This is a genomic window from Gluconobacter cerinus (assembly GCF_002723935.1).
GTDB classification, from domain to species: Bacteria; Pseudomonadota; Alphaproteobacteria; order Acetobacterales; family Acetobacteraceae; genus Gluconobacter; species Gluconobacter cerinus.
Genome location: NZ_BEWM01000009.1, coordinates 1 through 21,987, shown reverse-complemented (window position 1 = coordinate 21,987; position 21,987 = coordinate 1). Strand labels below are relative to the sequence as shown.

Below are 21,987 nucleotides of genomic sequence, written 5' to 3'. Positions count from 1 at the left end.
ACCGGCCATTTAGCGTGAACATCTACAAACATGCGAGCGCGCCAGACTGGCATTCCCCCCTGTCGGGAATCATCTGTTTTCCGACATGACCTACGTTTCGGATCACGCTCATGAGGCCTCCTAGCCTAAAATGAAGTGAAAACTGACGACAAACCCCGTCGCTTTGGTGTAAGTGACCAAAACACAAAAAACGGGGTTTTCCGACATGCTGATCGGTTACATGCGTGTTTCTTCGCTCGATGAGCGTCAGTCTGTCGACCTCCAGCGCGACGCCCTTCTCGCGGCGGGGGTGGACGAACGGAATATCTTCCAGGACAAGGCCTCGGGAACACGCGACGACAGACCGGGTCTGAAAGAATGTCTCTCTTATATAAAGAGTGGAGACGTTCTCGTGGTCTGGAAGCTGGATCGCCTGGGCCGATCTCTTCCGCATCTCCTGTCAATCATCGCGGGTCTCAAGGAGAAATCTGTCTCCTTTCGGTCGTTGACAGAGCAAATGGACACCACGACGCCACATGGTGAACTGATGTTCTCGCTCTTCGGCGCCCTAGCGCAATACGAGCGGGCTCTGATTCATGAACGGGTCATGGCAGGGCTTGCCGCTGCGAAACGTCGAGGCCGTAAGGGAGGAAGGCCGCCTGCGATAAATCAGGAAAAGCTGGAAATGGCCCTTGAAGCCCTGAAGAAGGGAGCGAGCAAAATGTCCGTCGCCCGCAGCTTCCAGATTCCTCGCACCACCCTGTTGAACACTCTGGAACGGATTGGATGGCAACCGCCTTCAGAGAACGAGAAAACCGACGGCAATATTCAGGATCGCCCCGCAGAATACGATCAGAAGAAGCCGCTCGGTCGTCGCGGCCGACAGTCCAGGTGAGGTTGGGTGAGACCGAAGATATTTTAGCCGCGCATATCCCGCGAGAATCAGGCTGATTCCAACGGCTCCGGACACCATGGCCACACGGTAGGATAAGGCCGCAACTGTTGGCGTAGAAATTCGCTCTCTCCTAAAGGGTGTGTCCGCAATGGACACACCATTGATTCACATTCCCAGAGCACGGCGATAGATGTCCAGAAGGGTCTCCTGCTCCTCGACCTGGGCGGGCTCCATTTTCCGAAGTTTCAGGATCTGTTTGATGATCTTGACGTCGAAGCCAGCCGACTTGGCCTCGCTGAAGATGTCTTTGATGTCGCCAGCCAGTGCCTTTCGCTCTTCTTCCAGTCGCTCGACACGCTCGATAATGGATCTGAGACGATCGGCCGCAATTCCTCCGGTCTGAGCTGCTGTCTCGGCAGGTGCTACGTCCTGTTCCTCATGTGCCAACATACAATTCTCCTTTCACTCGCCCATTCTGCAGATCCCATCTGCGACTGACACCTCAATGGTAGGTGCGGTCGGCCGAAAGATCTGACGCCAGGCCATAGAGGGTCCGGTCCAGAGCCAACGTACCGTCGAGGTGGCGCTCGATCATGGCCCGTAGCAGCCCACCGGCCGACCTGACCTTGCCCTTTCGCGCCTTGGCGGAAATGACGCACACCGCGACAGCCGCCTCATATCGGCCCATCACACTGCAAGCCTGACGCCAGGCATGAGACGAAATCCCCAGAGAGCCAGTGAGCATCTCCACGGCCTCGATCAGTTCGGCCTCATGGGGACGGCTGCTGGTGCAGAGATCGCGCAGATCCGGGACGAGCTGAAGGAGGAAGTTCGGTCCGGCCTTGAAGCCCCGAAGCGGCGAGGCCTTGGCAGGGGAGGCACTGTCAGACCCAACTACTCCTTCGTCTATGCCAACGCCGGCGCAGCCGGCTCCGCTTACAGTAACTTTAGTTATCGTATTTGGGTTTGTATCAGTATTATGGGGTCCATCAGTGCGCCCCATGGGGTCCATTTCCACAGGGTCAACGCCTGCGATCAGGGCCTCCAGACGCTCGACCAATCCCTCCATCTGCTCAACCAATGGCGACAGGATGTCCACATCGTGGTCATTGCCACGCAGCGCCAGGAGCTGATGCCCGTTCTGCTGGATGCTCATGACCTCTGCCTTATCCCCGACCGTCTCAAGGGCCGTGGCGGAAAGGGCCGTGATGCGGCGGCTCAGGATCATGGCGCGCTTGTGCAGGCGCTTTCCTTCGCGCTCCCGCTCTCTGAAGGCCTCAACGCGTTGGAGCATTTCGTCGTAGCGCCGAGACAGCGGCGACAGATCGAACCCGTATCCCTCAAGGATGGCCCCATTGCGGCCGTCACGTCTCAACCAGCGCTGTTGATTCGGACTATCGCGCATGATGATCCAGCCTAACTCGCTGAGGCCGCGTAACCAGCGTTTGACCGTGGACCTCTCGATGCCGAACCGCTCGCAGATGTCACGATTGCGCACGGCGCAGATTGTGAGGTTGTCGTCCTCCCAGTCCACCGGCTTCGTGCGGCTGATTAGAAAGCCAAGCAGATCGGACTGGCGCGGCTGAAGGCCAAGCGCACGAGGCTCTGTGTGCAACGCACTGAGAATCTGCGCCTTGCTGGCACCACTTCGCGGGAGAGCTTCGCACTGCATCTCCGCGAGGATCATGGCCGGGGTAATGCGTCTCACCCCGGCCTGACGGGGGTCATGCGAAAGAGAATAGGTCATGGAAAACTTCTCAGGATTTCGGGATTTCCGAAGCCCTGCTCTCCAACCCTTCAAACAAGCCCCTCCCGTTTGCAAGAAACTCTTGCATTCGAAGCTGAAATGTAGGATTGAAAAATCAGCACTGAAATTTTCAATCCAGTTCAATCGGTTTGGTGACCGATGGGACTACGTTCTAGGGCCTCGTGAAAGCGGGGCCTTAAACGTATCTGGGCTCTGGCTAACTCACTCAAACAATTCCTTCTTCAAGCCCAAATAGGCGATTTGCCTTTATGCTTCTCCTGTAGCGAGAAAGAAAGGCCCTTTTCAGAGTCTCTCGGCCGCTCAGAGATCGCCACAGGGATCTGCGACTTTCATCTGTAACATGACTCCGTTCCACACTCGCAAGCTGCCGATGAGAACAAAAGCGGCCTTTAGTAATTTTTTTTCACAATTCGTTAATGAAACCTTTTTTCTTTGCGCAGGCCCGTGCTACGAGCAAACAAGAGATAAGATAAAGGCAAAGTTAAACTTGATAATGTATGCCGGTTTTGCCTCTATCTCTCGGAGCGTTCTGTAGTCGCAAAGGTGCAAGATGGGTTCGACAGTTCCTTCAGCCAATACTCCTACAAGTTTTCGTGATTATAACTCACGAGAAATACTGAAAGACTTCCATAGTTGCTTAATGCTGATCAAAGAACAGTCAAAAGAGCTCTCCTGCTCCTTCGCCATTGCGGCTTCTGACATTCAGAAGATTTATCAATGCTTTTCCAATGCTCGTAGACTTTCAGTCCAAGTTACGTCGCTTTCATTCGAGAATGCTGAGAGCGAAAAATTGAAACGCGAGTGCCTAAACTGTCTTGCTATTCTCGAAGCAGGTTTGTGCATCGAAGAGGAAGACGTTGGTTCCCTGCCTGACTAAGCGAAAGGTTTTTCGTTAAGTCGCAGAAGCCGGCGCAATTCTATGATCTCCATTCAGGAGATCTAGATATGATTGTGCGTCTTTTATCGGTTACAGGACTGCTTGTCCTGACCGCCTGCTCAGGCAACGTCACGGCCGATCACGGCCATGGCCCCAAGCCGCCTCCGCTCAAACATGCTCGCTATGAGCCGGGCGCGGCCTACGGGTCGTCAAGAGCCGTCTGGGCACCGCCTGTCTACGACCGGCAGGGCCACATCGTAAAAATCGAAGATCCCCGTAACTCGGGGGACCGTGAAGACTATGAGCACGCGGGCTGGGCCGTTGGTGGCCCCAACAATAACTCCACGCATCCCCCTGGAACCTTCTAAAAGAAAAGCGGTCCGTCTGGGCCGCTTCCTGTTTCAGGGACGTCGAGGGAAAAGGGTGTCGGCCTCTCTGATATAGGCCAACATCCCGACCTTTCGCCGCTGGCGAAATTGCCAGTTCAGCCAGCCATTCTGCAGAATATAAAGCCCCAGAGCGAACCAGAACGGCATCATCTCGATCGCTGTCACGAGAGTCTGGCTATGCCACAAGCCGCTGAGGCCTACGATGATCCAAGCTGCGAGCAGAATAGCCCCGATGAGGGCGGCGGCCCAGGCGCGCTGATACGTCTTGGCCTGCTGATTCTGGAGATAGATCTCGACTGCGGCCGGACTGACATCATACACTTCTGCCGTCGCAACCAGGTCGATGCGACCCGACTCATCCACCTGAAACCCGTCCTCCGCCTCAGGCTTTCTCCGGACGATGCCCCAGAGCGTCCGAAGCAGACTGTATCCGTCACGGATACTCGTGGCCCCGACTGCGACAGATGGAGAGCCCACAACAAACCGGGCGGCCCGGCCTGTTTTAGCCAGGACTCCCTTCTTTTCGCTCGCCCCGCTCACTGGCTGACGTCCGCAAGGAACTTGTTCAGATCGGGCGGCACGCCATCGAGACGTCCCAGAGATCCGTCATGGTGCTTCCAGAAGAAGGTCGGAGTGCCTGTTAGCGATACCGCCTTCGCGGCGGCCATGTTCGCGTTAAGTCGTGACTGTGCTTCGGCAGAAGGCTGATCCAGAGCAGTCGAAAGGCCTCCAGACGTCCAGGCCTGAACCATACTTGCATCCTCAGGCAGCGAGGTCATGGCCTTAGCGTAACGGGTACTTGCGCCTCCATCCTCATAATCCAGGAGCGAAAGCGGCACGACCCTTAGACGCAGCTTGCCGCTATCAACGGCGGGCTGAAGGAGCTGCATGGCCCGGATCGAGAACGTGCAGCGCGGATCAATGAACATGACCACTTCCGGCGCGCCCTTCTGGCCGATCACACCAGCATAGATCTGCTCGGACAACGACCCGGCCGAGGCCTTTCCGCCTCCCGGGACGTCGATCCGAACCGTGGGAACGGCCCCTGGAATGTAGCGGATCTGCTGTCTTGTGATGTTTTTGCCTGCGGTGTCCCACACCGTGCCGGCGATCGCGGCCTGACCGTCTGGCGTCGCATAAACTACTTGGAAGCGGTCGCCATTGCGCACAAACATGCCTTTGGTTCCGCGCCAGACCTCAAGATCCGTCGCCCGTTTGCCCATCAGCTCGTGAAGGCGGTCATAGGGAACGGGAATGAGCGTCCCGCCAATAATGAAGCTGTGATTTTCAGGCGTGAAGAATACCAGAAGCTGGTTATCGCCATGAGCAACACCTGTCTGTAGTCCGTGCTGCGGCTCTGCCCATAGAATCTCGCTGCCTGCCTGTACCAGTCGCTGGATCGCGTCAGTCGGCTGAGGCCCGAGCGGAGCGGTTTTTGGAGGTGCTGATGTTTGGGCAGGCGAGGAAGGAACGGCGCATTGGGTCTGCGCCATTGCCGGTGCTGCCAGGAACAGCGATCCGGCGAGATAAAGAGAAGTACGAGAACGCATGAAGGGTCTCCTGAAGAATTAAGGAGACCCTATCGGGGTGAGATGCGACTAAGAGCTGCTTTTTGGAGCGTCTGGAAGAGGGCCGTAGAGGGCGCGATACTGTTTGAGTGAAACCTCGGCCTTTTCCGCCCAAGCCTTCAGCTCGTCGTAGTTAGCCTCCGACTTATCGCCAAAATCCTGCCACTGCTTTGTTAGCGCTTGCTGACGCTCGTAGTCGTAGCGCGCTTGTGACAGCTCGGCAACTAAAGCACCTTCTCTTCGAGATGAGTGCTCCAGCTTCTCGCGCAAATTAGCTACCATGCTATTCAGGGTATCTCTTTGGGCGAGCAGCTCGTGAGTAAGCTGCTCAAAAGTTGGACCGGACCGTCTGCGCAGTCGGGAAGACCAGCTCTCTATGAACTGGTCCTGCTGTACCGAAGCGCGACCAAGCATATAGCCTGCTAACGCTCCCATGCCCTCACTTTCAGCCATTGCCTTCACCTTCAAGTAATGCGCTGCATGGTCGTGTCGTTACCACCAGCGGCAGAATTACGTACCCCATTCACTAACTGTGCTGAAGGTCGCTGTCCATCATTAGAACCTTTTTGCGGAGCCAGTGATCTTTGGATGCCTTGTAATGTACCCGCCATACCAACAACAGCCGCATCTCTTGAAAACTGATCCAGATCGACACGGTTCCCTTCATGGAAGCCGATCATGGCAGGAACACGTTCTGGCAGGATCGCAATCAGCCTGAAGCACATGAGAGCAAGCGTGATATGGACCGTGACGTACATGCCGAGCATGACGACAACGCCGATGAGATTGGTCACGATCCAGCCATGTGACAGTACGAACCCTGCGGCTACGCCGAATGTCTGGTGGATCAGCCAGGACATGGCATCAAACACGAAGTAGCCCAGGAAAAGCCCGAACAGCATCAGGGTCGGTCGGAAAAGGACGTTGAAGATCAGGGCATATCCTGCTTTCGCGTGCCCATGCAGGCCTTCTCCGGACATTGTCATGTGGGCCAGCATCCAGAGCGGGACAGCGATTACGCCTTCGCACACCAGAATGAGCCAGCCAGCAACGCCCGCCATCCACATCACCCAGGGAATCATCGGCAGCACGAACGCGAGTGTAAGGCCCGGAAGCAGAAGCGCCATTGCGCCTGTGAGGATTGGCGTGCTGAGGAACTGCACGACGACATGCCCCACACCAATGCCAGCAGCCCCCGCGAAATTGCCAGTTAGAGCCGCGCCAGCCGCTGTGACTGCCGATCCCGCGTCCGAGCTGAGGAGCGCTGCGGACGCCATGACCAGAAGGGCCGTGGTGATCATCCAGTTTCCAAGCCCCATGAGGTTCCCGAACGGATCCGTCCAGTAGCCCTCAGCACCAGACGGCTCGATGAACGCCATGACCGTCTGAAGCGTGTAGTCACTCAGGTGAAGAGAGCGGGCAACCTGTGACAGCACGCCAGCGCCGTCACCACTTGGGGTTACACCGGCATAAAGATCACTGCTGCCACCTGGAGCGTTCATGCCGTCCTGCGTCGCAACCATGTTGGAGATGTTGGCCAGAAGTGCGCCAATGGACTGCATCATCGGCGCAATATCGCCATGAACGTCTTCGCCCAATCCAACGTAGGTCGGGGCGCTCACAGTCGGCGTGGACGCCATCAGCGACATGGTTTCCCCGTTAAGACGGGCAAACTCAAGATAATAGGCGCCCGCGCCCGTCCAGCCGAGATTGTCGAGACGGCCCTTGGTATTGGCAGCGTCTCCGTTGGTTCCGCTGTCCCATGCCTGGAAGCTGGTGCTCCGTTTCGTGACGGCGGCCTGAACCTGCTGGCGGATACTCGCCGCCTTTGTCGTGAGCTTGCTGGTATAATCGTTTGTCGCTTGCGTCATCAGATCAACAAGGGGTGCCAGGCTGGACGACTTTTTGGTCTGCCAGAACTGGTTCGCAACTTGCTGGACCTGAGGCCGGATCTCGCCCACCAGAACGCTATCCAGAATTTGCTGCTGCATAGCGGCCGTATCGACCGTAACGCCCAGGATCTTCGTCGCGGTACGTGGCGCCTGGATGGTCACGGACCCACAAACGGGCTGCCCGTCTCCCGTCGTCATCTGATACGGATAAGTAATCATACCCAGATCGGAGCCGGATACGGCCTTCACAGTTCTCCCGGTCGGTGCCGGTACAAGGCTGGAATTGGACGAGGCAAGATTGACCAGATCCCGGCACATTTCATTGGCGATCAAGCCAGCCACAATGGTTTTCGTACCCGGTACCATGGGCTGTGCGATGGTTTTTCCGTCCGGACCAATCGCCTGCACGGCGGAGGAATAGACCGTCTTCGCCATGCCAACACCCCAGAGCGAACCCTGAACGAACGCGGCCTGACCAGCACTGAAACCACCTGCCACCGGAAGCATCATGATGGCGCCAAAGGCCATCCGCACGATACTCATGGAGGTCTGATTGGATCCAAGCACCTTCGACGTCTCGGCCGAGCGGTGCATGTTCATCATCATGACGTATGAGACGAACGCCATGGCCAGCGCCATGACGAAACCGGACAGATCGCCCAGCATGGTTCCGATAACCGTGGCCTCGGTGCCTGTGGAGGTCGAGGACGATCCGAACACCGGAAAGACGGACTTGATCATCGTCGCAGCCCAGTCGTCACCAGGATCGAGCATGTTCCAGGTCACGCCGTAGGTGGAGTTCCCGGACGTCGAGTTGCCTGTGACCGACTGTGCGTGAGCTATCCCTGCTGCAAAAAGGAGGGGCAGGGCGCAGAGCGCCCCGCCTGTTCTGCTGAACCGTTTAAAGAAGGTCATCAGTTACATTCCTGGGCTTGCGCTGGCGGATGCGGATGGAGACGGCCGGAAGACAGAGGCGACGGCCTCAACCGCCTTTTTCACCAGTTCACGCGCCTTCTCTGAGAGATCTTCGACCATGCTGGTCCCGGCCTCCTTTCCCGGCACCCCCTTGGCGAGTTCGCCAATCTTGCTGTCCAGGCCGTTGAAGCGCTGCTCGACCTGAGCCTCTGTCCCACGCTGCACCCCAATATCGGCGGCTTTCTCACGATGAGCACCATAGGCCGCGACGGCTTCACCCGCTTCCTTTAGTTGCGCTGCGAACGCCTGGTTGGTGCTCCGCTCGGCTTGAAATCGCGATTGCAGGCCTTCATGCCGACCTCCCGGCCGCATTTCGCTCAACACATCATCCATGCCATTTGGCTCAGATTTTGCGGCCTCAGCGATTTCGCGCATCACCGAAGACGCCGGAGTATTCTGCACGGCCTCCAGAGCACTCTGCGCCTTCAGGCCCAGGGCCTCGGTCTGATCCAGATGATTGGCATCGGCCTGCTGCCCATGGGCCGCATTCATCGTCTGGGCCTTGGCCATCCAGTTGGACCCGGGCGTGACGGTCTGCTGCACAGCCTCGGGACGAATGGCCTGTGCGAGACGGGTAAAGAGACCCGGGCCGCGCACCTGATAGACAACTTGTTCCTTCGCTTCGTCTTCCGGAGTTTTTGCTTCTTCCTTTTCCGGCCCAGGTTTGGCCTTCGCCTTCGAGCCAGCCTTTCCGTTGTCTGGGGTTTCAGGAGCCGCTTTCTCTTTCGCCTCAGTCCCGGGCGGCCGCCCGGGACGTTGGGCCTGTGGGTGATCTGCACCCGGATCGCCTCCGCCAGGAGAGGCATGCATCCGTGGATCAGCCTTTTCTTCCGAGGGATGAGTTGGGGCTTCACCCTCTTGCACGCGTGGATCCTCACTGTCCTCTGGCGCAGGAGCGTCCGGAATATCATCGAAAGGTGGTGGCTCAGGACTGCCATCAAATTCGGAGGCCGGTTCCACAGGTCTTACGTCTGCCTGTTCGTCCTGTGTAACGGCCTGCACGTCAGGGTCATGCGTGGAGAACCGTGCGGCGTTGGCGACCCGATCTGTTAGCGAGTGCAGAACCTCGTCAATCTCCGGATTGCCCTGCTGGTCAGCCCCCATGGAGGCCACCTGCTCGGAAACGGAGCGGACGGTGTCAACCAGTCGCTGATCCATCAGATCCGGGGTTTGACCCATGAAGCCTTTGAGGGTCTCGGACGTCAGGCCGGGCACGGTCATGGCGCGTTGCGTCATCTCTTCGCGTAGCCCGCTCTCCTGCGGCAGAACAGGCCCAACCAGACGTTCGGCGTCCTGAAGCATATAGGCCACGTTGGTCCGAAACCGCTCATTGGCCGCAAGGTCCGGATCCTGATGCTTCTGCGCCAGCAGGGTGATCTGCCCGGCCAGTTGGGGCGCATCCTTCTCAAGTTGAGGCCGCACGCGCTCCAGGCTCTGGAAGACGTCCGCAAGGGCAGGGATCTGCGTATCATTCTGGGCCATGTCAGCCTCCGGGATTGACGTTGGGAGATGGGATGGGGGCAAGTCTTTTGGCCTCGCTTTCCTCTTCGTGCTGCGCCACCTGCGTAGCGGCGAGCGAGGACTGAAAAAGGCCGAGGCGGTAATTCTGTAGGGCGAGGTAGTTGGCCTGCGCCTGCTCAATGGCCAGCTCACGCATCACTGTGGCGGGTGGCATCTGCTGAAGGTTCTTGTTCCAGGTCACACCAGAGACACGACGGTTGACCTCAAGGCTCATCGACGTCAGCCACGAGGCCTGATCCGAGACGGCCATTCCTTCAGCCTGCATCTCGGTTTTCTGCACATCCGTCAGATTGATCGACGGTATCTCAAGCGAAGTGATGAAATTCATGACGTAGCGCGAGAGCGACATGCGGGCGTTGTAGGCACGCCGACGCAGCGCGGCTTCGCGGCCGGACGTGGACGTGAGCTGCTCCCCGCGCAGCGCAGCCGGAGCCACGGGTTGAATGAGTGTGGTGCTGTAATCGTTGGCAGCGTCCACACCGCCGTCAGCCGACAGAGTATCCTGCCCAAATAGCGAAATGGCCCGTTGGTCTGCATTGGGCAGTCGAGAGAGAGCCGAGCAGAGACCGGCCGTGACGTCTTCCTGTGAGCAATACCGCCGCCCGTGCAGCGCCATGCTCGATGCCACGCCCTGGCCCTTGCCGTAGTAAGACGGCGTTCCTGCGTCGGCTTCTCCCCGACTGTCCGTAATCGTCGCAATGGCCCGTGTCGCCGTCCTTGCCGACTGAGACGCGCCCTGGGTGGCCTGCGACCCGTCGATCCCCGTGCAGAACTCGGGGTTCATCATGTGCTCATCGCGGATCGTGGTGTCCTGCTGGCGGCGAGCGAACTCCGCCATGGCTGTATTGGACGCATCCGCGATGCGTTGCTCGGCCGCAACACCTGCCTTCTCGTAGTTACTTAGCTGGGTGAAGCCCTTGTTCAGCATGGAACTGACGGAGTTCGGGTTCGTCAGGCTGTCCATCGAATTATTCAACTGAGAAGTCAGGGTCTTGGTCATCGACGACAGCGCACTGCCCGTAAACTTCTGCAGGGCACTGATGGCCGCGACCACGGCTGCTTCACCAATGAACGCATTCGCAGGCTTCGGCATCGCGATAAGAACGGTCGTGCAGAGGAGCATCGTTGCGATTGTTGGCTTGAGGCGGATCTTCATCAGAATACCCCATCCAACGGTGTGCTTGTGTACCCGGTCGGTAAGCGTGGCTCACCGCGCACGTAGCCATTGGAATCCCCATTCCCGAGACTTCCGGCCGCGAGCTGGGGACGATTGCCGCCAAAATTCAGAGAGGGGCACATCAGGCCATTCCCGCCTGACAGGCCAAGACCGACATTCACACCGTTCAAACTCAGGCCACACTGCTGCGCGGCCCCGACGGTGTTGTTCCACTCACTCTGGGCCGCAGAACAGATCTCTCCTTCGACCTGCCCGACAACATCGTTGATCAGTGCCGCAGGGTTGGCGATGTTTGTCAGGAGATTGAGGCCGGTCCCGTTAAAGAATTTGTCGAGACACGACAGGCCACTGACGCTTTCAGGCTGCTTTTCGTAGGCATTGTTGGCCTTGATCCGCCCGTTGACGGCGTCCGCTGCGGCCTGTGTCAGGGTGGCGCAGGCCTGACTGCCCTGTGTTGCGGCAGAGGCACCTACGGGAAGCGACAAGGCAGCCGCGATAAATAGAAAGGGTGCCCGTTTCATGCGACCGCCCTTTCTTCTTCAGGAGCGAGAAGATCGCGCAAAAGCGCCAGACGGTCCTCTGAGAAAACCCGGCCAGAGAGTTCTGCCCGCTTCTGACTGTCGGTCCAGGTGACAAGGTCAGTACGGCTGGCAACAGCGGCTGCCACAAGATCCTCTCCACCGGCCACGGTTGAGATCACCTCGGCAACAAGGGTCCGTCGCTCCTCATTGGGCAGGGACGCAAGAAGGTCGGCCAGAGAGGCGACGACCGCCCCGTCGGTGCCGAACGTGTGTCCATTCCGGACACGAAAATGCTCAAGCAGATTGTGGCGTGCGAGAGCGAGATTGGGAGCCAGAGAACTCGGGGGGGTTTCCCTGTGCGGTGTTTGATCGTCTGGTGACATGCCTCTCTCCTGGGTAAGTCCCAGCAGAGAAGCAGCTCGATCTGCGACTAACGCTTATTTCTTCAAAATAGTGACGTGTGCACGCCCGACCTCGATACGCTCGCCGAGTGGACCGACTGTGGTGGCCAGAACCTTGTTCCATTCCCGGCCGCCCTGCCAGTCCACGGCCTCACCTGGATCAACGCCTGCGCCGTAAGTGACACGGACACCGGATGGCACGATCTGCCTGACGGCGAACGACAACGGCACCTGATGCCCATATCCGGCGGTCATGCGGAAGTGATGAACCACCTTTGGCTGTTCGGATGGAGCGGGTAGCTCTGCGGACGGTGCCAGCGAGACTGGCCCCGTGGGGACAGGCGAGGGAAGAGGTGGAGGCGCATGACTGATCTCAAAAGCCGCTTCCGTCAGCAAAGACTTAGGCGTCGTTGGAGCTGGTTGCACATGGGCGGGAGGCAAGATTACAAACATTCGGTTTCTCCTGAAATAACTTAAAATTCTAAATCGCAGATCAACATGCGACTGAGGAGAAATGTTAAATACGAACTCAGTTGTCAGGGGCGCTCTCGTGGGTATTTTGCAGTATCCGGACCCGAAGTCCGGTGCGTAAGCCTGCCGAGAAAGAGAACTAGCCATGAACAAGAAAACAGAGACGCAGGCAAATGATGCTTCTGTTGAAGGATATCTGACTGAGTTAGGCGATAGAGTACGCGAGGTTCGGGAGAAACGGGAACTAAATGTTGTTCGGGTCTGCTTTATGAGTGGACTATCTGTGAATACAGTTCAGAACATGGAGAAAGGTAAGGCGCCTGCCTACAACTCTCTATGGAAGCTTATTCAGGGTCTTGAAGAAGTTCCTGACAACATATTACCTCCCGATAGGCACGAAATATTACCTTTGGAAGGTCAGGCGTCTGACGACGAACTACAGATATGCCTTTCGCTCAGTAAGATATTCGAAAAGAACAGGGAATCATTGCTGGAAATCCTTTCGGAAGTGGAGAGGATTAAGACAGACCACACTCTTAACGAGGGCAAAAAGGTTCCGCCCGACAAGAGACAGCCAGTTCTCGTAGAACTCGGCGAACGAATACGCGACATTCGTCTGGCCAGAGGGCTGAGCGGTGCCGATCTGGCTGCCGCCAGCGGCCTTCACGCGCCAGCAATCCACCTTATCGAGATAGGAATGCGAAACCCCAATCTCGACACCCTCTTGAAGATTGCAGCGGCCCTACGTGTTCCGACAGCCTTGCTATTCGCAGGCTTTCCAAGGGTAGACGCCACTTTTTTTGCTCTCTTTCGTGTTCGGGGCCTCTACAGCGGAATCCTCTCCACATCCGAACAGGCAAGGATATTGTTCGATAAACTGGACGTTCTTCAACGCGTCACGAAAGATATAATAAACTGACTAGACGATAATCTTATCGTTTAAGGAAGTTTTTTCTTGCATATAAGCTATCGTCGCTAGATAAGGATACCGTCTGCAACAATAACGGTATTTCTAGCGATGCTTGCTGCTCTTCAACCGTCGTTTGCCCTGTCTACCCAGGCCAATCTGGCTTCAGGGATGCAGCTTCACAGTAAAAACGAAGATGCTTTTCGGTCGTCTGGTCTCTCGCCGTTCGGAGCTCCTGAACAAGCACGTTCCCTCTTAAAAAAGATGATCGTTCAGGGTGTGAACGTCGCGTACATCGCGGCTGCACTTTTCATAAGCCGTCTCGAAATAGAGGCCATTGCGCGAGAGGAAGGACTTGTTCTCAAGCGCACTCCGCTCAGGAATGGCCCTCGGGCATGGTCTCTCCTCGATATCAGCCGCCTCAGCCGCGCATGGGCCGAGGGCGAAGACCTTCCCACTATCGCAAAGCGCCTCGATCGCACCGTCATGGCCGTGCGCAAGAAACGCGCCGCCCTCGGCCTGCCTGCCCGGGAGCGTTATGCCGAGGTGGTCTGGACGGACGCCGACGTTGCCACTCTTCTGGCCCACCGTGAGCGGCGCATCGGGCTCCAACGCATTGCGAAACAGATGGGCCGCAGTGTCCGTAGTCTCCAGCGTAAGCTCGTTAGTCTCCGCCCTACCCCTGACTCCACTGCTATTCCCGCTGATCCATCCGTCATTCTCACCTGGGAACAGGCGTCCCGCCTGACACCGGAAGAGCGTCGGGGCCGCAGATGGCAGGTCCGAAACTCACCCTCCGGGTTGGTCATCGGCTTCAGCCGGAACGCCTGCACCACACGCTGGTCCGTAGAAATGCAGCACGAGCTCGCCATGCGACATTTTGCACACCAGTCCCCTGATGCCGTGGCAGAGGACTTCCTCCTGACGGATCGCACTATCGTCAGTCAGTCCGGCTGGCTGCACCTGCCTCGCCGTTCCAAGAAAGACATGCGCAAGGCGTTCGAACCGGCCCTGTATGAAGTCTATCTGAACAAGATGGATTACGTGCGCCGCGAATGCCTCGGCAAGGCCGGGTTCTACTTCTGGACCACCCGCCGTAACGGCCGCCGGATCAGCCGTTTGCACCAACAGACCGCCGTCATGCGCTCTGGCGATTAATCCGCAAATTTCTCTGTTTTTTCAGCTTCAGTCGCAGATCAACGGGTCACGGTGACGATGACACAGTCATCATGAGGTTTGAAATGCCATCCGCAGCCCCGCTGTCGTTCCACGGAGACACCGCGCCATGAGCCGCTCCTCGGGATCCCTGAGCCGACGCCTGACCGATCCTGATTTTCAGGGTAAGATCGTTGAGCGTTCCTTGCAGACGTCCATTGCCCTCGCCGCCGTCGTGGTGGTGCTGGCCGTGCTCCTGGCCCGCGCCTGGTCGTACCATCCGCACCCGAAGTATTTCTTCGTGGACGGGATCAACGCTCCTCGCCCGGCTATCGCGCTGAACAGCCCGATCCTCAGTCAGGAGGATTTCCTGTCCTGGGTCATCAAGTGGTCGCTCAAGCCGTACAACATCAATTACCGGGATTATCCGTCGCAGCTCAACGCAGCAGGCTCGCATTTCACCATCAATGGCTGGAATACGTTCGCGCAGTCCTTCGTTCAGGACGGCAATCTGGCGAAAATGAAAGAAGCCAAACTGCTCTGCTATGCACAGCCAACGCGCGCCGCAACCATTCGCCAGCAGAGCATGGTCAACGGCCATCACCATTATGTCGTGCAGTTTCCGTTCGTTCAGACCTGCGAGAACGTCAATCAGGAGAGTTCGCAGACCCTGATTGCAACCGTGCATGTGGAAAGGGTCGAAGATCAGGATCACCCCGACGGCATTGCCATCACCCAGCTTGTGGCCAGCCCGCAGTGAGGATCCGCGCCATGAAAACCCGCTCTTTTTCGCTGGCCCTTCTCGGCCTCATGGGCCTCCTGCCCTTCACCGCGATGGCACAGTCGGTTGCACCTGCTCCAGATGCCGCGCCAGCCGCGCCACACCTCTCTCCAGAGCAGCAGGACCAGCAGGCTGCCGAGGACGAAGCCATTCCCCTGACACCGGAGATGATCCGCCGTCTCGGCAATCGCCTCAAAGAGAACCAGAAGGCGCGTGAAGATGTTGCTACGGAAGTCGCCGCACCGACCAGCCGACCGGCCATCCGCGTCTCTTTCGCGCCCGGTCAGCAGACATCCCTGATTTTTACGACCAAGGGCTATCCCACAGCCGTCTCTTTTGTGGACCGCTCGGGCGCACCCTGGCCGATTGCCTGGAACACGACCAGCACATCCGCCAATCCTGACGGTCTGAAGAACTGTTCCTCGGACGGTGGCAAAGGGGGATCGCCTGCCGTGCAGACCACAGGCTTTTACACCTGTGTTCCCTATGCTGGCAGCAACACCATCAACATCGAGCCACTGTCGCTGTCACCGCGTGGCGGCCTGCTCGTCACGTTGAAGGGCGCAATCAAGCCGATCTCTTTCCTGCTTCTGGCAGGGCGCGGCACCTATGATGACAACCTGACGGTCCGCGTGAACGAAGACGGCCCCAATGCAAAGCAGGAAATGGGTCCGGAAGCCGCCCCCGGGACGGCAGAGCCGTTCATGAATGCCATGCTGTCCGGGATCGCTCCGGCCTCCGCCGTTCCCCAGAGCGTCGAGGGTCTTTCTCCTGATGATGTGCGGGCGTGGCGCATGGGCAATGAACTCTACATCCGCACGCGGCTGGCGCTCATGACGCCTGCCTGGGACAGCTCAGAGCGTGGCGAAGACGGCTACACCCTCTATGCCTTCCGCCAGACCCCCTACATTCTCCTGTCGGATTCCGGTCGGACCGTGTCCGCGTCTCTCAAGGACATGACGCCATGATCCCGAAGCTTCCCAAATTCAAATCCGTTCTGTCGAGCGCAACACGCGGAGGAAACCGCCGCCTGATTCTGCTCGGTGCCTCGGCCGTCTCCGTGATCGCTCTGGTGCTTCTCGTCTCACATCATGAGACCAAGCAGATGCCCAAATCCAATCCAGGGCAGATCGTGGAGATGAACGCTCTGCCCGGTGGGACCAATACCAACCCTGAGCAGGATCGCCTGCGCCAGATGCAAAACACTGAGGCCGCACAGCAATCCGAGGGGGACGGGAAATCCTACACCCCGGATCTCGCTCCCGCAGTAACACGCAACACCAAGGGCGAGCGGACGGATGCGGTTCTTCCGCATGAAGCCGAAGCGCCTCACCCCCAGGAAGTCGGCTACAGCGCTCCGATACCGTCGCCAGCTCCACCACCGAGGCCTCCACACATCGAAAACGCGCCGGAAGCCCCGCTGGTCCAGACCGATCCCGCCTATTCCGCATCCGGGAATGGTGAGACGTCTCAGGCCGAGCAGCAGGAGCGCGAGAAGCGCCGTGCCCGCTATGTCGCAGAGATCGCGCGCATCGAAAGCGGCCTTCAGACCCGGCCGCCTGTCTCGGATCTTCAGGAAGCCGTCTTCAAGCCAGAGCAGGAGGCGCAGCCCCAGGCCGAGAAAGCCATGGCCTCGCGTGGTGCGGCAGGAGCCTCCGCAGCGGCCACGGCCTCACATGATACAGCCGCCGCGCCAGCGCTCATTCCGGCCGGTCGAGGGATTTATGCCCATACCGTCACAGCGACCGACAGCGACCTGTCAGGGCAGATCGTGCTGGAAGCCGATAGCGGCCCGATTGCGGGCGACCGCATGATTGCAACGGTTGCGCGGGCACCCGGAAACGAGCAGCTCCTGGTCGTGCAGGTCAACAAGATCATTCATCAGGGCCGCACTCTCGCAACCAACGGCGTGGTGATGGCGCCCGACACCATGAAGCAGGGTGTCGCCTCCAGCGTTGATCCCCTGATTTTCCAGCGGTTTGTCATGCCTGCCGCCGCAGCCTTCGTGCAGGGCCTTGGGCAGGCCATCGAAACCACGTCCAATGTCCAAGGCAGCTACAGCGCCCTGGGCGGCATGAACTATATCCAGCGCCTGAACATGGGTCAGCAGCTCGGTGTCGCCGCAGGAAGTGCCGCCTCGGCCGTCAACAGTGCCCTGACACAGGACACGCCAACACGCGCGCGGATCATCCTCGCCGCCAACGTGAACGTGGGTGTGATGTTCATGGATCCTGTTCTCGACAAGCCCTGATTTTTCGCACTCAGTCGCAGATCGTTCCCCGATCCTTCTGGCAGTCTCAGCCAGAAGGATCTTTTTTATGAGTTCCACAGTTCACCACCTGAACACCGAAGTCACGCCACGCCGGATGGATCCCGTCCCGGCAGCGCCCCCACCGCCTCACCAGCACGACACGGTGTCTGACGGTCCGGACGGGGACACCCCCGAAGCCACGGGCCATGATGACAATCACACGACGGCCCCTGCATCGTCCGGCTCTGCTTCTTTTCTCACGCCCATCATCTCGCGCTACGAGGCACTGACACCCCGCCAGAAACTCTACGGCGGTTCGGGCCTCGGGATCTGCGCCGTTCTCCTCGTGGGGATTCTGGCGACAAGTGGGCACCACCATCGCGCTGTCTCCGCGCCTGGCCAGGAAGTCGGCATGGATCAGTCGGCAGCGCCCGTGGCTCAGGCCCCCGAACCCGCTCCGGTAGCGGCCCCTCCTGCAACCGCCGATCTTGCAGAAATGCAGACCCTCGGCCATCCGAAAGCTGCTGCGAGCCCGCCCGACACTGCGACGTCCCCGAAAGCGCCGCCTGCGGCCGTCGTTGCAACGCCGTCAGCCGCATCGCAGTCTGCGTCAGCCCAGCCTGACGCCCCCCGAACTGAGGCTCCGGCCGTTGTGCCGCCCGCACCGCCTGCCGATCCGGTCAAGACAGCCCAGACCCTTCAGGCCGCGCCCATGGCGACGCAGCAGCAGATCGACGTGCTTCAGCTCGTCACGGCTGAGGCCCGCGTGATTGAACGCGAGCGCGGCGAAGTCGAAGAGCTGCGCCAGTCCCTTGCCGGACAGCGCAAGGCCGAAGAAGACCGGCTGAACGATCTGACGCGGCGCGTCTCTCTGGTCGAAGCCAATCACGCCGTGACAGGTGCCGAGAACTCCGGTGCCGATGAAGCCGCCCAGGCCCATGCCGCCGCCGAAAAGGCACGTGCGGCCCTGAGCGCTGCCATGAACAAGCCTGCGACAGTGGCCGCAACATCTTCAGCCGCCCCACCCGCTCCGGCCGCCGTGGCGGGTCCGGCTCCAAAGCCTGAGTGGGTCCATCACTACCGGATCGTCGCGGCCTCGCCGCAACTCGCCATGATTGAGGACAGTGCGGCCCCAAGCGGGCAGGCCCGCCAGTTCGAGGTGGGTGTTGGCACGGTCATCCCGGGCTACGGCGCGGTCCTGACCATTAGCCAGCAGGGCGCCACCTGGGTTCTGCACACGGCTCATGGCGACCTGAACTGAGGAGGCCAGCATGGAAGGCCTTGTCAATCTCGTCCACGAAATCGCCGTTGGCATGGGCTGGCTCCTGCCAACGGCCTGCTATGCGGCGGCCGTGTCCTGCCTGATCTTCAGCCTGATCGGGATCTACCAGTATTACCACCCGACCATTCAGGCCCTGCAGGACAAGCCCTGGCTGCCCTATCTGTCCCTCGTCCTGTGCGGTGTCTTCGCCTCGTTCAACGTCATCCTCACCAAAAGCACCGCCTCGGCCGGAACGGACGTGCAGGTCACTCTGGGCGACGCTGCCACCAGTTACAGCACGGCCGACAGTCTGATTACCGGCACCGGCCCCAAAGACGCGATCATGGCGATCGTCAAAGACTTTGCCCTGTTCTTTCAGATGTTCGGGGCCTGGACGTGCTTTTTCGCCGTCCTGACCTGGTTTGCCATCCAGAAAGGCCGATCGAACCGCGAGCGCCTTGGTTGCGGCATTCAGTACGTCTTTGGCGTCATGCTCCTCAATCCGGTCAAGGACGCCACCTGGATCCTCTCTTTCTGGCCCTGAAACGGACTGACGAAAAAAAATACCCCTCTCCCGCCTCAGTCGCAGATCGCGCGGTCAGAGTCATCGGCAGAGGGGATTGTCCCTCACAACGGAGAAACAACTCATGACATCCCAGACAGCCCCGTCTTCTTCCCGCGCCCTCACCAAGATCGGCGCAACCGTTGCAACAGCAACCATGCTGCCGATGGTGATGGCTGGCACAGCCCTTGCTGCCGCAGGGGGCACAGCCTCCAGCAACGGTCTTGGCCATCAGATCCAGAACATGGCGCAGGAAGGCACGGACACAATCGGTGTCGGGTCTGCCGCAACCCTTTACGCTCTGGCCATTGTCGCCCTCGTGACGGGTATCGTGCTGTTCTACAAGTCCCAGAAGGAAGAGACGAAGCGCCCTGGCATGGCAATCGCCGGCGTCGTCTGCTTCGTTCTGGCCGGTGTGGCGGCAACGGGTCCGAAGTGGATCAACAACTCTGCAAACACGGCCTCCAACGGGAATGCTGAAATCAGCAATACCGCCAAGAGCTACCAGTTCCAGTAAGCCGACATGACCTCCGATCCGTTCTTCCTCCAGCCTGGTCTCGACCAGGAGATCCGGCCCGGGAAAGACGGGTCGGATGGCGCGTTTACCTGCTCGTGCTGCGGTTTGCTGTCGCCCGGTGCAGGTCTCCCATGGACTGGTCCCTCCTCAGGGGCCGGTCTCCGGGTCTGTCAGGTGTGCAATCTTCTTCAGGATACGTCGCGGGCAGCTATCGACGCCGAAGCCATGCTCGTCTGGTGGCCGGAAATGTCTCAGTCGCGCCTGATGTTTCTTGTTCGCACGGCCCACCAGACACTCCGCTTGATGGCCAGACAACAGGGTCAGTCTGACCTCCAGTTCTGGGAGAACATCCTCAAGGCTATCCCGGACCCGTTGCTTGGCACGCAGTTTTCCCCCTCCTTCCGCACGCCCATGACGCTCCTGCGTCTGCTCGAAAGTCGGCGCGCTGAAGCCGAGCACCGGCTGCAATCGGGCTCCATCCGTCAGGTCACAACGGCCATGCGCCTGTGTGGCAGCGCCGATGAAGCCGTCCGACGCAATCTCGATCTGCTCCGCGCAGGCCTTCGTATTCTGCCGACCGGCAGACTGCTCGACGCTGGCGCTGACGTTTATCCGGCCTTTCTCGACAAGGCCCTTGCTCTCACCCCATCCTGACGCGGAGTTTCCAATGTCTGGCTTTTTGACCGAGTTGCTTGCCAGCGCGAGCCTCTTCCTTCGTCAGCCCCTCGAATCCTTTTGTGATGTCGAGACCAATCACACGGATGCCGTTCATCAGGACCGGCTCGTGACGCTGCGGGGCGAGTACGTCTCTGTCCTGCGCGTGAACGGTCTGCGCACCATGTGCTCGCGTGCAGACGTTGAGGCCATCGCCGAGCAACAGCGCATTGAGCTGCAAGGCCTTCTCGAAGGCACCGGCCATGCGATCGAAGGCTGGTACATCTCCGACCCCGATCAGGCCCGCGTGGCCGTCGATCTGCTGGCGCTCAACGGGTGCGAGCAGATTTCACGCATGATGAACGCCGACTTCCACGACATCATCAACGAGCGCCGCCTGCGGTGGCCTCAGGTGATGCGATGGGAAGATGCCTGCTACATCCTGTGGACCCGACCCGCCGTGCTGACCCGCGAAGAAAAGAAACAGGTGGCGGCGGAGCGGAAAGATCAGGTCAAGGCCTGGCCAAAAGCGGGGAGCGGTCAGCGCTTCACCCTGCGCTCTGAACTGATGGCCGGTCGTCACGACGCCTTTGTCGCGCGTGTGCAGGACAGCATGTCCAATCTTGGCATTTCCACGACGCTGCTGCGCGCCGATGAATCCATCACGCTGGCGCGTGAGACGCTCTACCGAGAGACGGCCGGAAGCGGCTGGAAGCCGACGCTGGTGGGCGACCCTGTCATGCCGCGTCTTCCGGATGACGAAAAGCAGAGTAAAAAGACCGAAAACCTGCTCTGGCCGTCCCTGCGCGATCAGATTTTCAACGCAGATGCCGAAAATCAGGGCGGCCAGCTCGTGACGGTCGGTGACTACACCTATGCGCCCGTGGACATGCTTCTCGGCCCCGAGGATCCGCGCCCGTTCTCCGAACTGCTCAACACTCTGGGCCGCAAGCGTCTGCCCTGGCGGAGTTCCATGATCCTCGAAGGCGGCGGCAAGGCTGCGTTCGCGATCAAGGAAACGGGGGCCACCATGCTCGGCATGTTTCCGGGCAACAAGGACATCACGCGCGCCTTTCAGGCCATCAAACGTATGCGCGAGACGGAAAACCATAATTCCGTCCGGATGCGGATGACCGCCAGCACCTGGGCACCAGTCGGCGAAGACAAGCTGCTGCGTCGCCGTGCGGCCGATCTGTCTCAGGGCATTGAAAGCTGGGGCGGCTGCAAAACGACCCGGGTACCGGGTGATCCGCTTGAGGCCGCCATGGGATCGGTTCCCGTGCTCTCTCTGGGCTCTACGGCCACCCCGTCTCTTGCGCCTCTCGGCGATGCCATGAGCATGATGCCGTGGATGCGAAGCGCCTCACCCTTCCCGCAAGGCTCCATCCTCTTTCGCAAGCCCGACGGCGGGATCTGGCCGTTCGATCCGACTGGCGGTGGTGTGCGCGAACATATCGCGGATATT

The 21,987-nt window shown here is 59.3% G+C and carries 22 protein-coding genes and 1 pseudogene; 12 read left to right on the top strand and 11 right to left on the bottom strand.

The window, feature by feature from the left end; all coding sequences use genetic code 11:
- The first annotated feature begins 205 nt into the window (after positions 1–205).
- Positions 206–874 carry a recombinase family protein gene (locus GCE01_RS14865; protein ID WP_083956171.1) on the top strand — a complete coding sequence of 223 codons (669 nt, stop codon included), beginning with the start codon at positions 206–208 and terminating at the stop codon, positions 872–874.
- A gap of 165 nt (positions 875–1,039) precedes the next feature.
- Here GCE01_RS14865 and GCE01_RS14855 read toward each other — a convergent pair whose 3' ends face one another.
- Together GCE01_RS14855 and repC are read right to left on the bottom strand one after the other, a co-directional pair.
- Positions 1,040–1,324 carry a DUF2312 domain-containing protein gene (locus GCE01_RS14855; RefSeq protein ID WP_015074983.1) on the bottom strand — a complete coding sequence of 95 codons (285 nt, stop codon included), beginning with the start codon at positions 1,322–1,324 and terminating at the stop codon, positions 1,040–1,042.
- A gap of 52 nt (positions 1,325–1,376) precedes the next feature.
- On the bottom strand, positions 1,377–2,621 hold the full coding sequence (gene repC, locus GCE01_RS14850; RefSeq protein WP_064272978.1) for a plasmid replication protein RepC: 1,245 nt from the start codon (positions 2,619–2,621) through the stop codon (positions 1,377–1,379).
- Between the two features lie 966 nt (positions 2,622–3,587).
- Between repC and GCE01_RS14840 the strand changes: the two genes are divergently transcribed.
- Complete coding sequence (locus tag GCE01_RS14840) at positions 3,588–3,887, top strand: hypothetical protein (protein ID WP_064272976.1); 300 nt, start codon at positions 3,588–3,590, stop codon at positions 3,885–3,887.
- Between the two features lie 33 nt (positions 3,888–3,920).
- Here the strand turns inward: GCE01_RS14840 and GCE01_RS14835 are convergent, their stop codons facing one another.
- The 9 genes from GCE01_RS14835 to GCE01_RS17225 are packed head-to-tail and all read right to left on the bottom strand — an operon-like array spanning position 3,921 to position 12,416.
- Positions 3,921–4,448: a hypothetical protein gene (locus GCE01_RS14835; RefSeq protein WP_064272975.1), complete on the bottom strand. Its 528-nt coding sequence runs from the start codon at positions 4,446–4,448 to the stop codon at positions 3,921–3,923.
- The gene (locus GCE01_RS14830) at positions 4,445–5,458 is read right to left on the bottom strand and encodes a hypothetical protein (RefSeq protein WP_064272974.1); all 1,014 of its coding nucleotides are present in this window, start codon (positions 5,456–5,458) and stop codon (positions 4,445–4,447) included. Before GCE01_RS14830 ends, GCE01_RS14835 begins: the two co-directional genes overlap by 4 nt.
- A 48-nt stretch (positions 5,459–5,506) precedes the next feature.
- Entirely contained in the window at positions 5,507–5,944 is a 438-nt protein-coding gene (locus GCE01_RS14825) for a hypothetical protein (protein WP_145995810.1), read from the bottom strand.
- A complete protein-coding gene (locus tag GCE01_RS14820; protein WP_099213464.1) occupies positions 5,941–8,283 on the bottom strand; it encodes a DotA/TraY family protein in 2,343 nt (780 codons plus the stop codon). The genes GCE01_RS14825 and GCE01_RS14820 overlap by 4 nt, the downstream gene beginning before the upstream one ends.
- Positions 8,284–8,286: 3 nt before the next feature.
- Positions 8,287–9,825: a chromosomal replication initiator protein DnaA gene (locus GCE01_RS14815; protein WP_064272971.1), complete on the bottom strand. Its 1,539-nt coding sequence runs from the start codon at positions 9,823–9,825 to the stop codon at positions 8,287–8,289.
- A gap of 1 nt (position 9,826) precedes the next feature.
- The gene (locus GCE01_RS14810; protein WP_064272970.1) at positions 9,827–11,020 is read right to left on the bottom strand and encodes a hypothetical protein; all 1,194 of its coding nucleotides are present in this window, start codon (positions 11,018–11,020) and stop codon (positions 9,827–9,829) included.
- A complete protein-coding gene (locus GCE01_RS14805; protein WP_099213463.1) occupies positions 11,020–11,562 on the bottom strand; it encodes a hypothetical protein in 543 nt (180 codons plus the stop codon). The genes GCE01_RS14810 and GCE01_RS14805 overlap by 1 nt, the downstream gene beginning before the upstream one ends.
- The gene (locus GCE01_RS14800) at positions 11,559–11,945 is read right to left on the bottom strand and encodes a hypothetical protein (RefSeq protein ID WP_064272968.1); all 387 of its coding nucleotides are present in this window, start codon (positions 11,943–11,945) and stop codon (positions 11,559–11,561) included. The genes GCE01_RS14805 and GCE01_RS14800 overlap by 4 nt, the downstream gene beginning before the upstream one ends.
- 54 nt (positions 11,946–11,999) lie before the next feature.
- Entirely contained in the window at positions 12,000–12,416 is a 417-nt protein-coding gene (locus GCE01_RS17225; RefSeq protein ID WP_064272967.1) for a hypothetical protein, read from the bottom strand.
- 163 nt (positions 12,417–12,579) lie between these two features.
- On the opposite strand from GCE01_RS17225, the gene GCE01_RS14790 reads away from it, so the two are divergent.
- From GCE01_RS14790 to GCE01_RS14745, 10 genes and pseudogenes are all read left to right on the top strand, one after another.
- Positions 12,580–13,353 (top strand): helix-turn-helix domain-containing protein, encoded by a 774-nt coding sequence (locus tag GCE01_RS14790; protein WP_099213462.1) that lies wholly within the window; start codon positions 12,580–12,582, stop codon positions 13,351–13,353.
- Positions 13,354–13,452: 99 nt separating this feature from the next.
- The gene (locus tag GCE01_RS14785) at positions 13,453–14,499 is read left to right on the top strand and encodes a hypothetical protein (protein ID WP_232309036.1); all 1,047 of its coding nucleotides are present in this window, start codon (positions 13,453–13,455) and stop codon (positions 14,497–14,499) included.
- A gap of 127 nt (positions 14,500–14,626) precedes the next feature.
- The gene (locus tag GCE01_RS14780) at positions 14,627–15,256 is read left to right on the top strand and encodes a DotI/IcmL/TraM family protein (protein WP_064272965.1); all 630 of its coding nucleotides are present in this window, start codon (positions 14,627–14,629) and stop codon (positions 15,254–15,256) included.
- Positions 15,257–15,267: 11 nt separating this feature from the next.
- Positions 15,268–16,245, top strand: coding sequence for a DotH/IcmK family type IV secretion protein (locus GCE01_RS14775; protein WP_064272964.1), 978 nt, complete (start codon positions 15,268–15,270; stop codon positions 16,243–16,245).
- Complete coding sequence (locus tag GCE01_RS14770) at positions 16,242–17,528, top strand: DotG/IcmE/VirB10 family protein (RefSeq protein WP_064272963.1); 1,287 nt, start codon at positions 16,242–16,244, stop codon at positions 17,526–17,528. Before GCE01_RS14775 ends, GCE01_RS14770 begins: the two co-directional genes overlap by 4 nt.
- Before the next feature lie 67 nt (positions 17,529–17,595).
- Positions 17,596–18,789: a hypothetical protein gene (locus GCE01_RS14765; RefSeq protein ID WP_064273045.1), complete on the top strand. Its 1,194-nt coding sequence runs from the start codon at positions 17,596–17,598 to the stop codon at positions 18,787–18,789.
- Positions 18,790–18,799: 10 nt separating this feature from the next.
- Positions 18,800–19,333 carry a hypothetical protein gene (locus tag GCE01_RS14760; protein WP_064273044.1) on the top strand — a complete coding sequence of 178 codons (534 nt, stop codon included), beginning with the start codon at positions 18,800–18,802 and terminating at the stop codon, positions 19,331–19,333.
- A gap of 103 nt (positions 19,334–19,436) precedes the next feature.
- Complete coding sequence (locus tag GCE01_RS14755; protein ID WP_099213461.1) at positions 19,437–19,868, top strand: hypothetical protein; 432 nt, start codon at positions 19,437–19,439, stop codon at positions 19,866–19,868.
- Positions 19,869–19,874: 6 nt separating this feature from the next.
- Positions 19,875–20,522: a hypothetical protein gene (locus tag GCE01_RS14750; RefSeq protein WP_099213460.1), complete on the top strand. Its 648-nt coding sequence runs from the start codon at positions 19,875–19,877 to the stop codon at positions 20,520–20,522.
- A 13-nt stretch (positions 20,523–20,535) separates the two neighbouring features.
- Positions 20,536–21,987, top strand: a pseudogene (locus tag GCE01_RS14745) (ATP-binding protein); the annotation flags it as partial.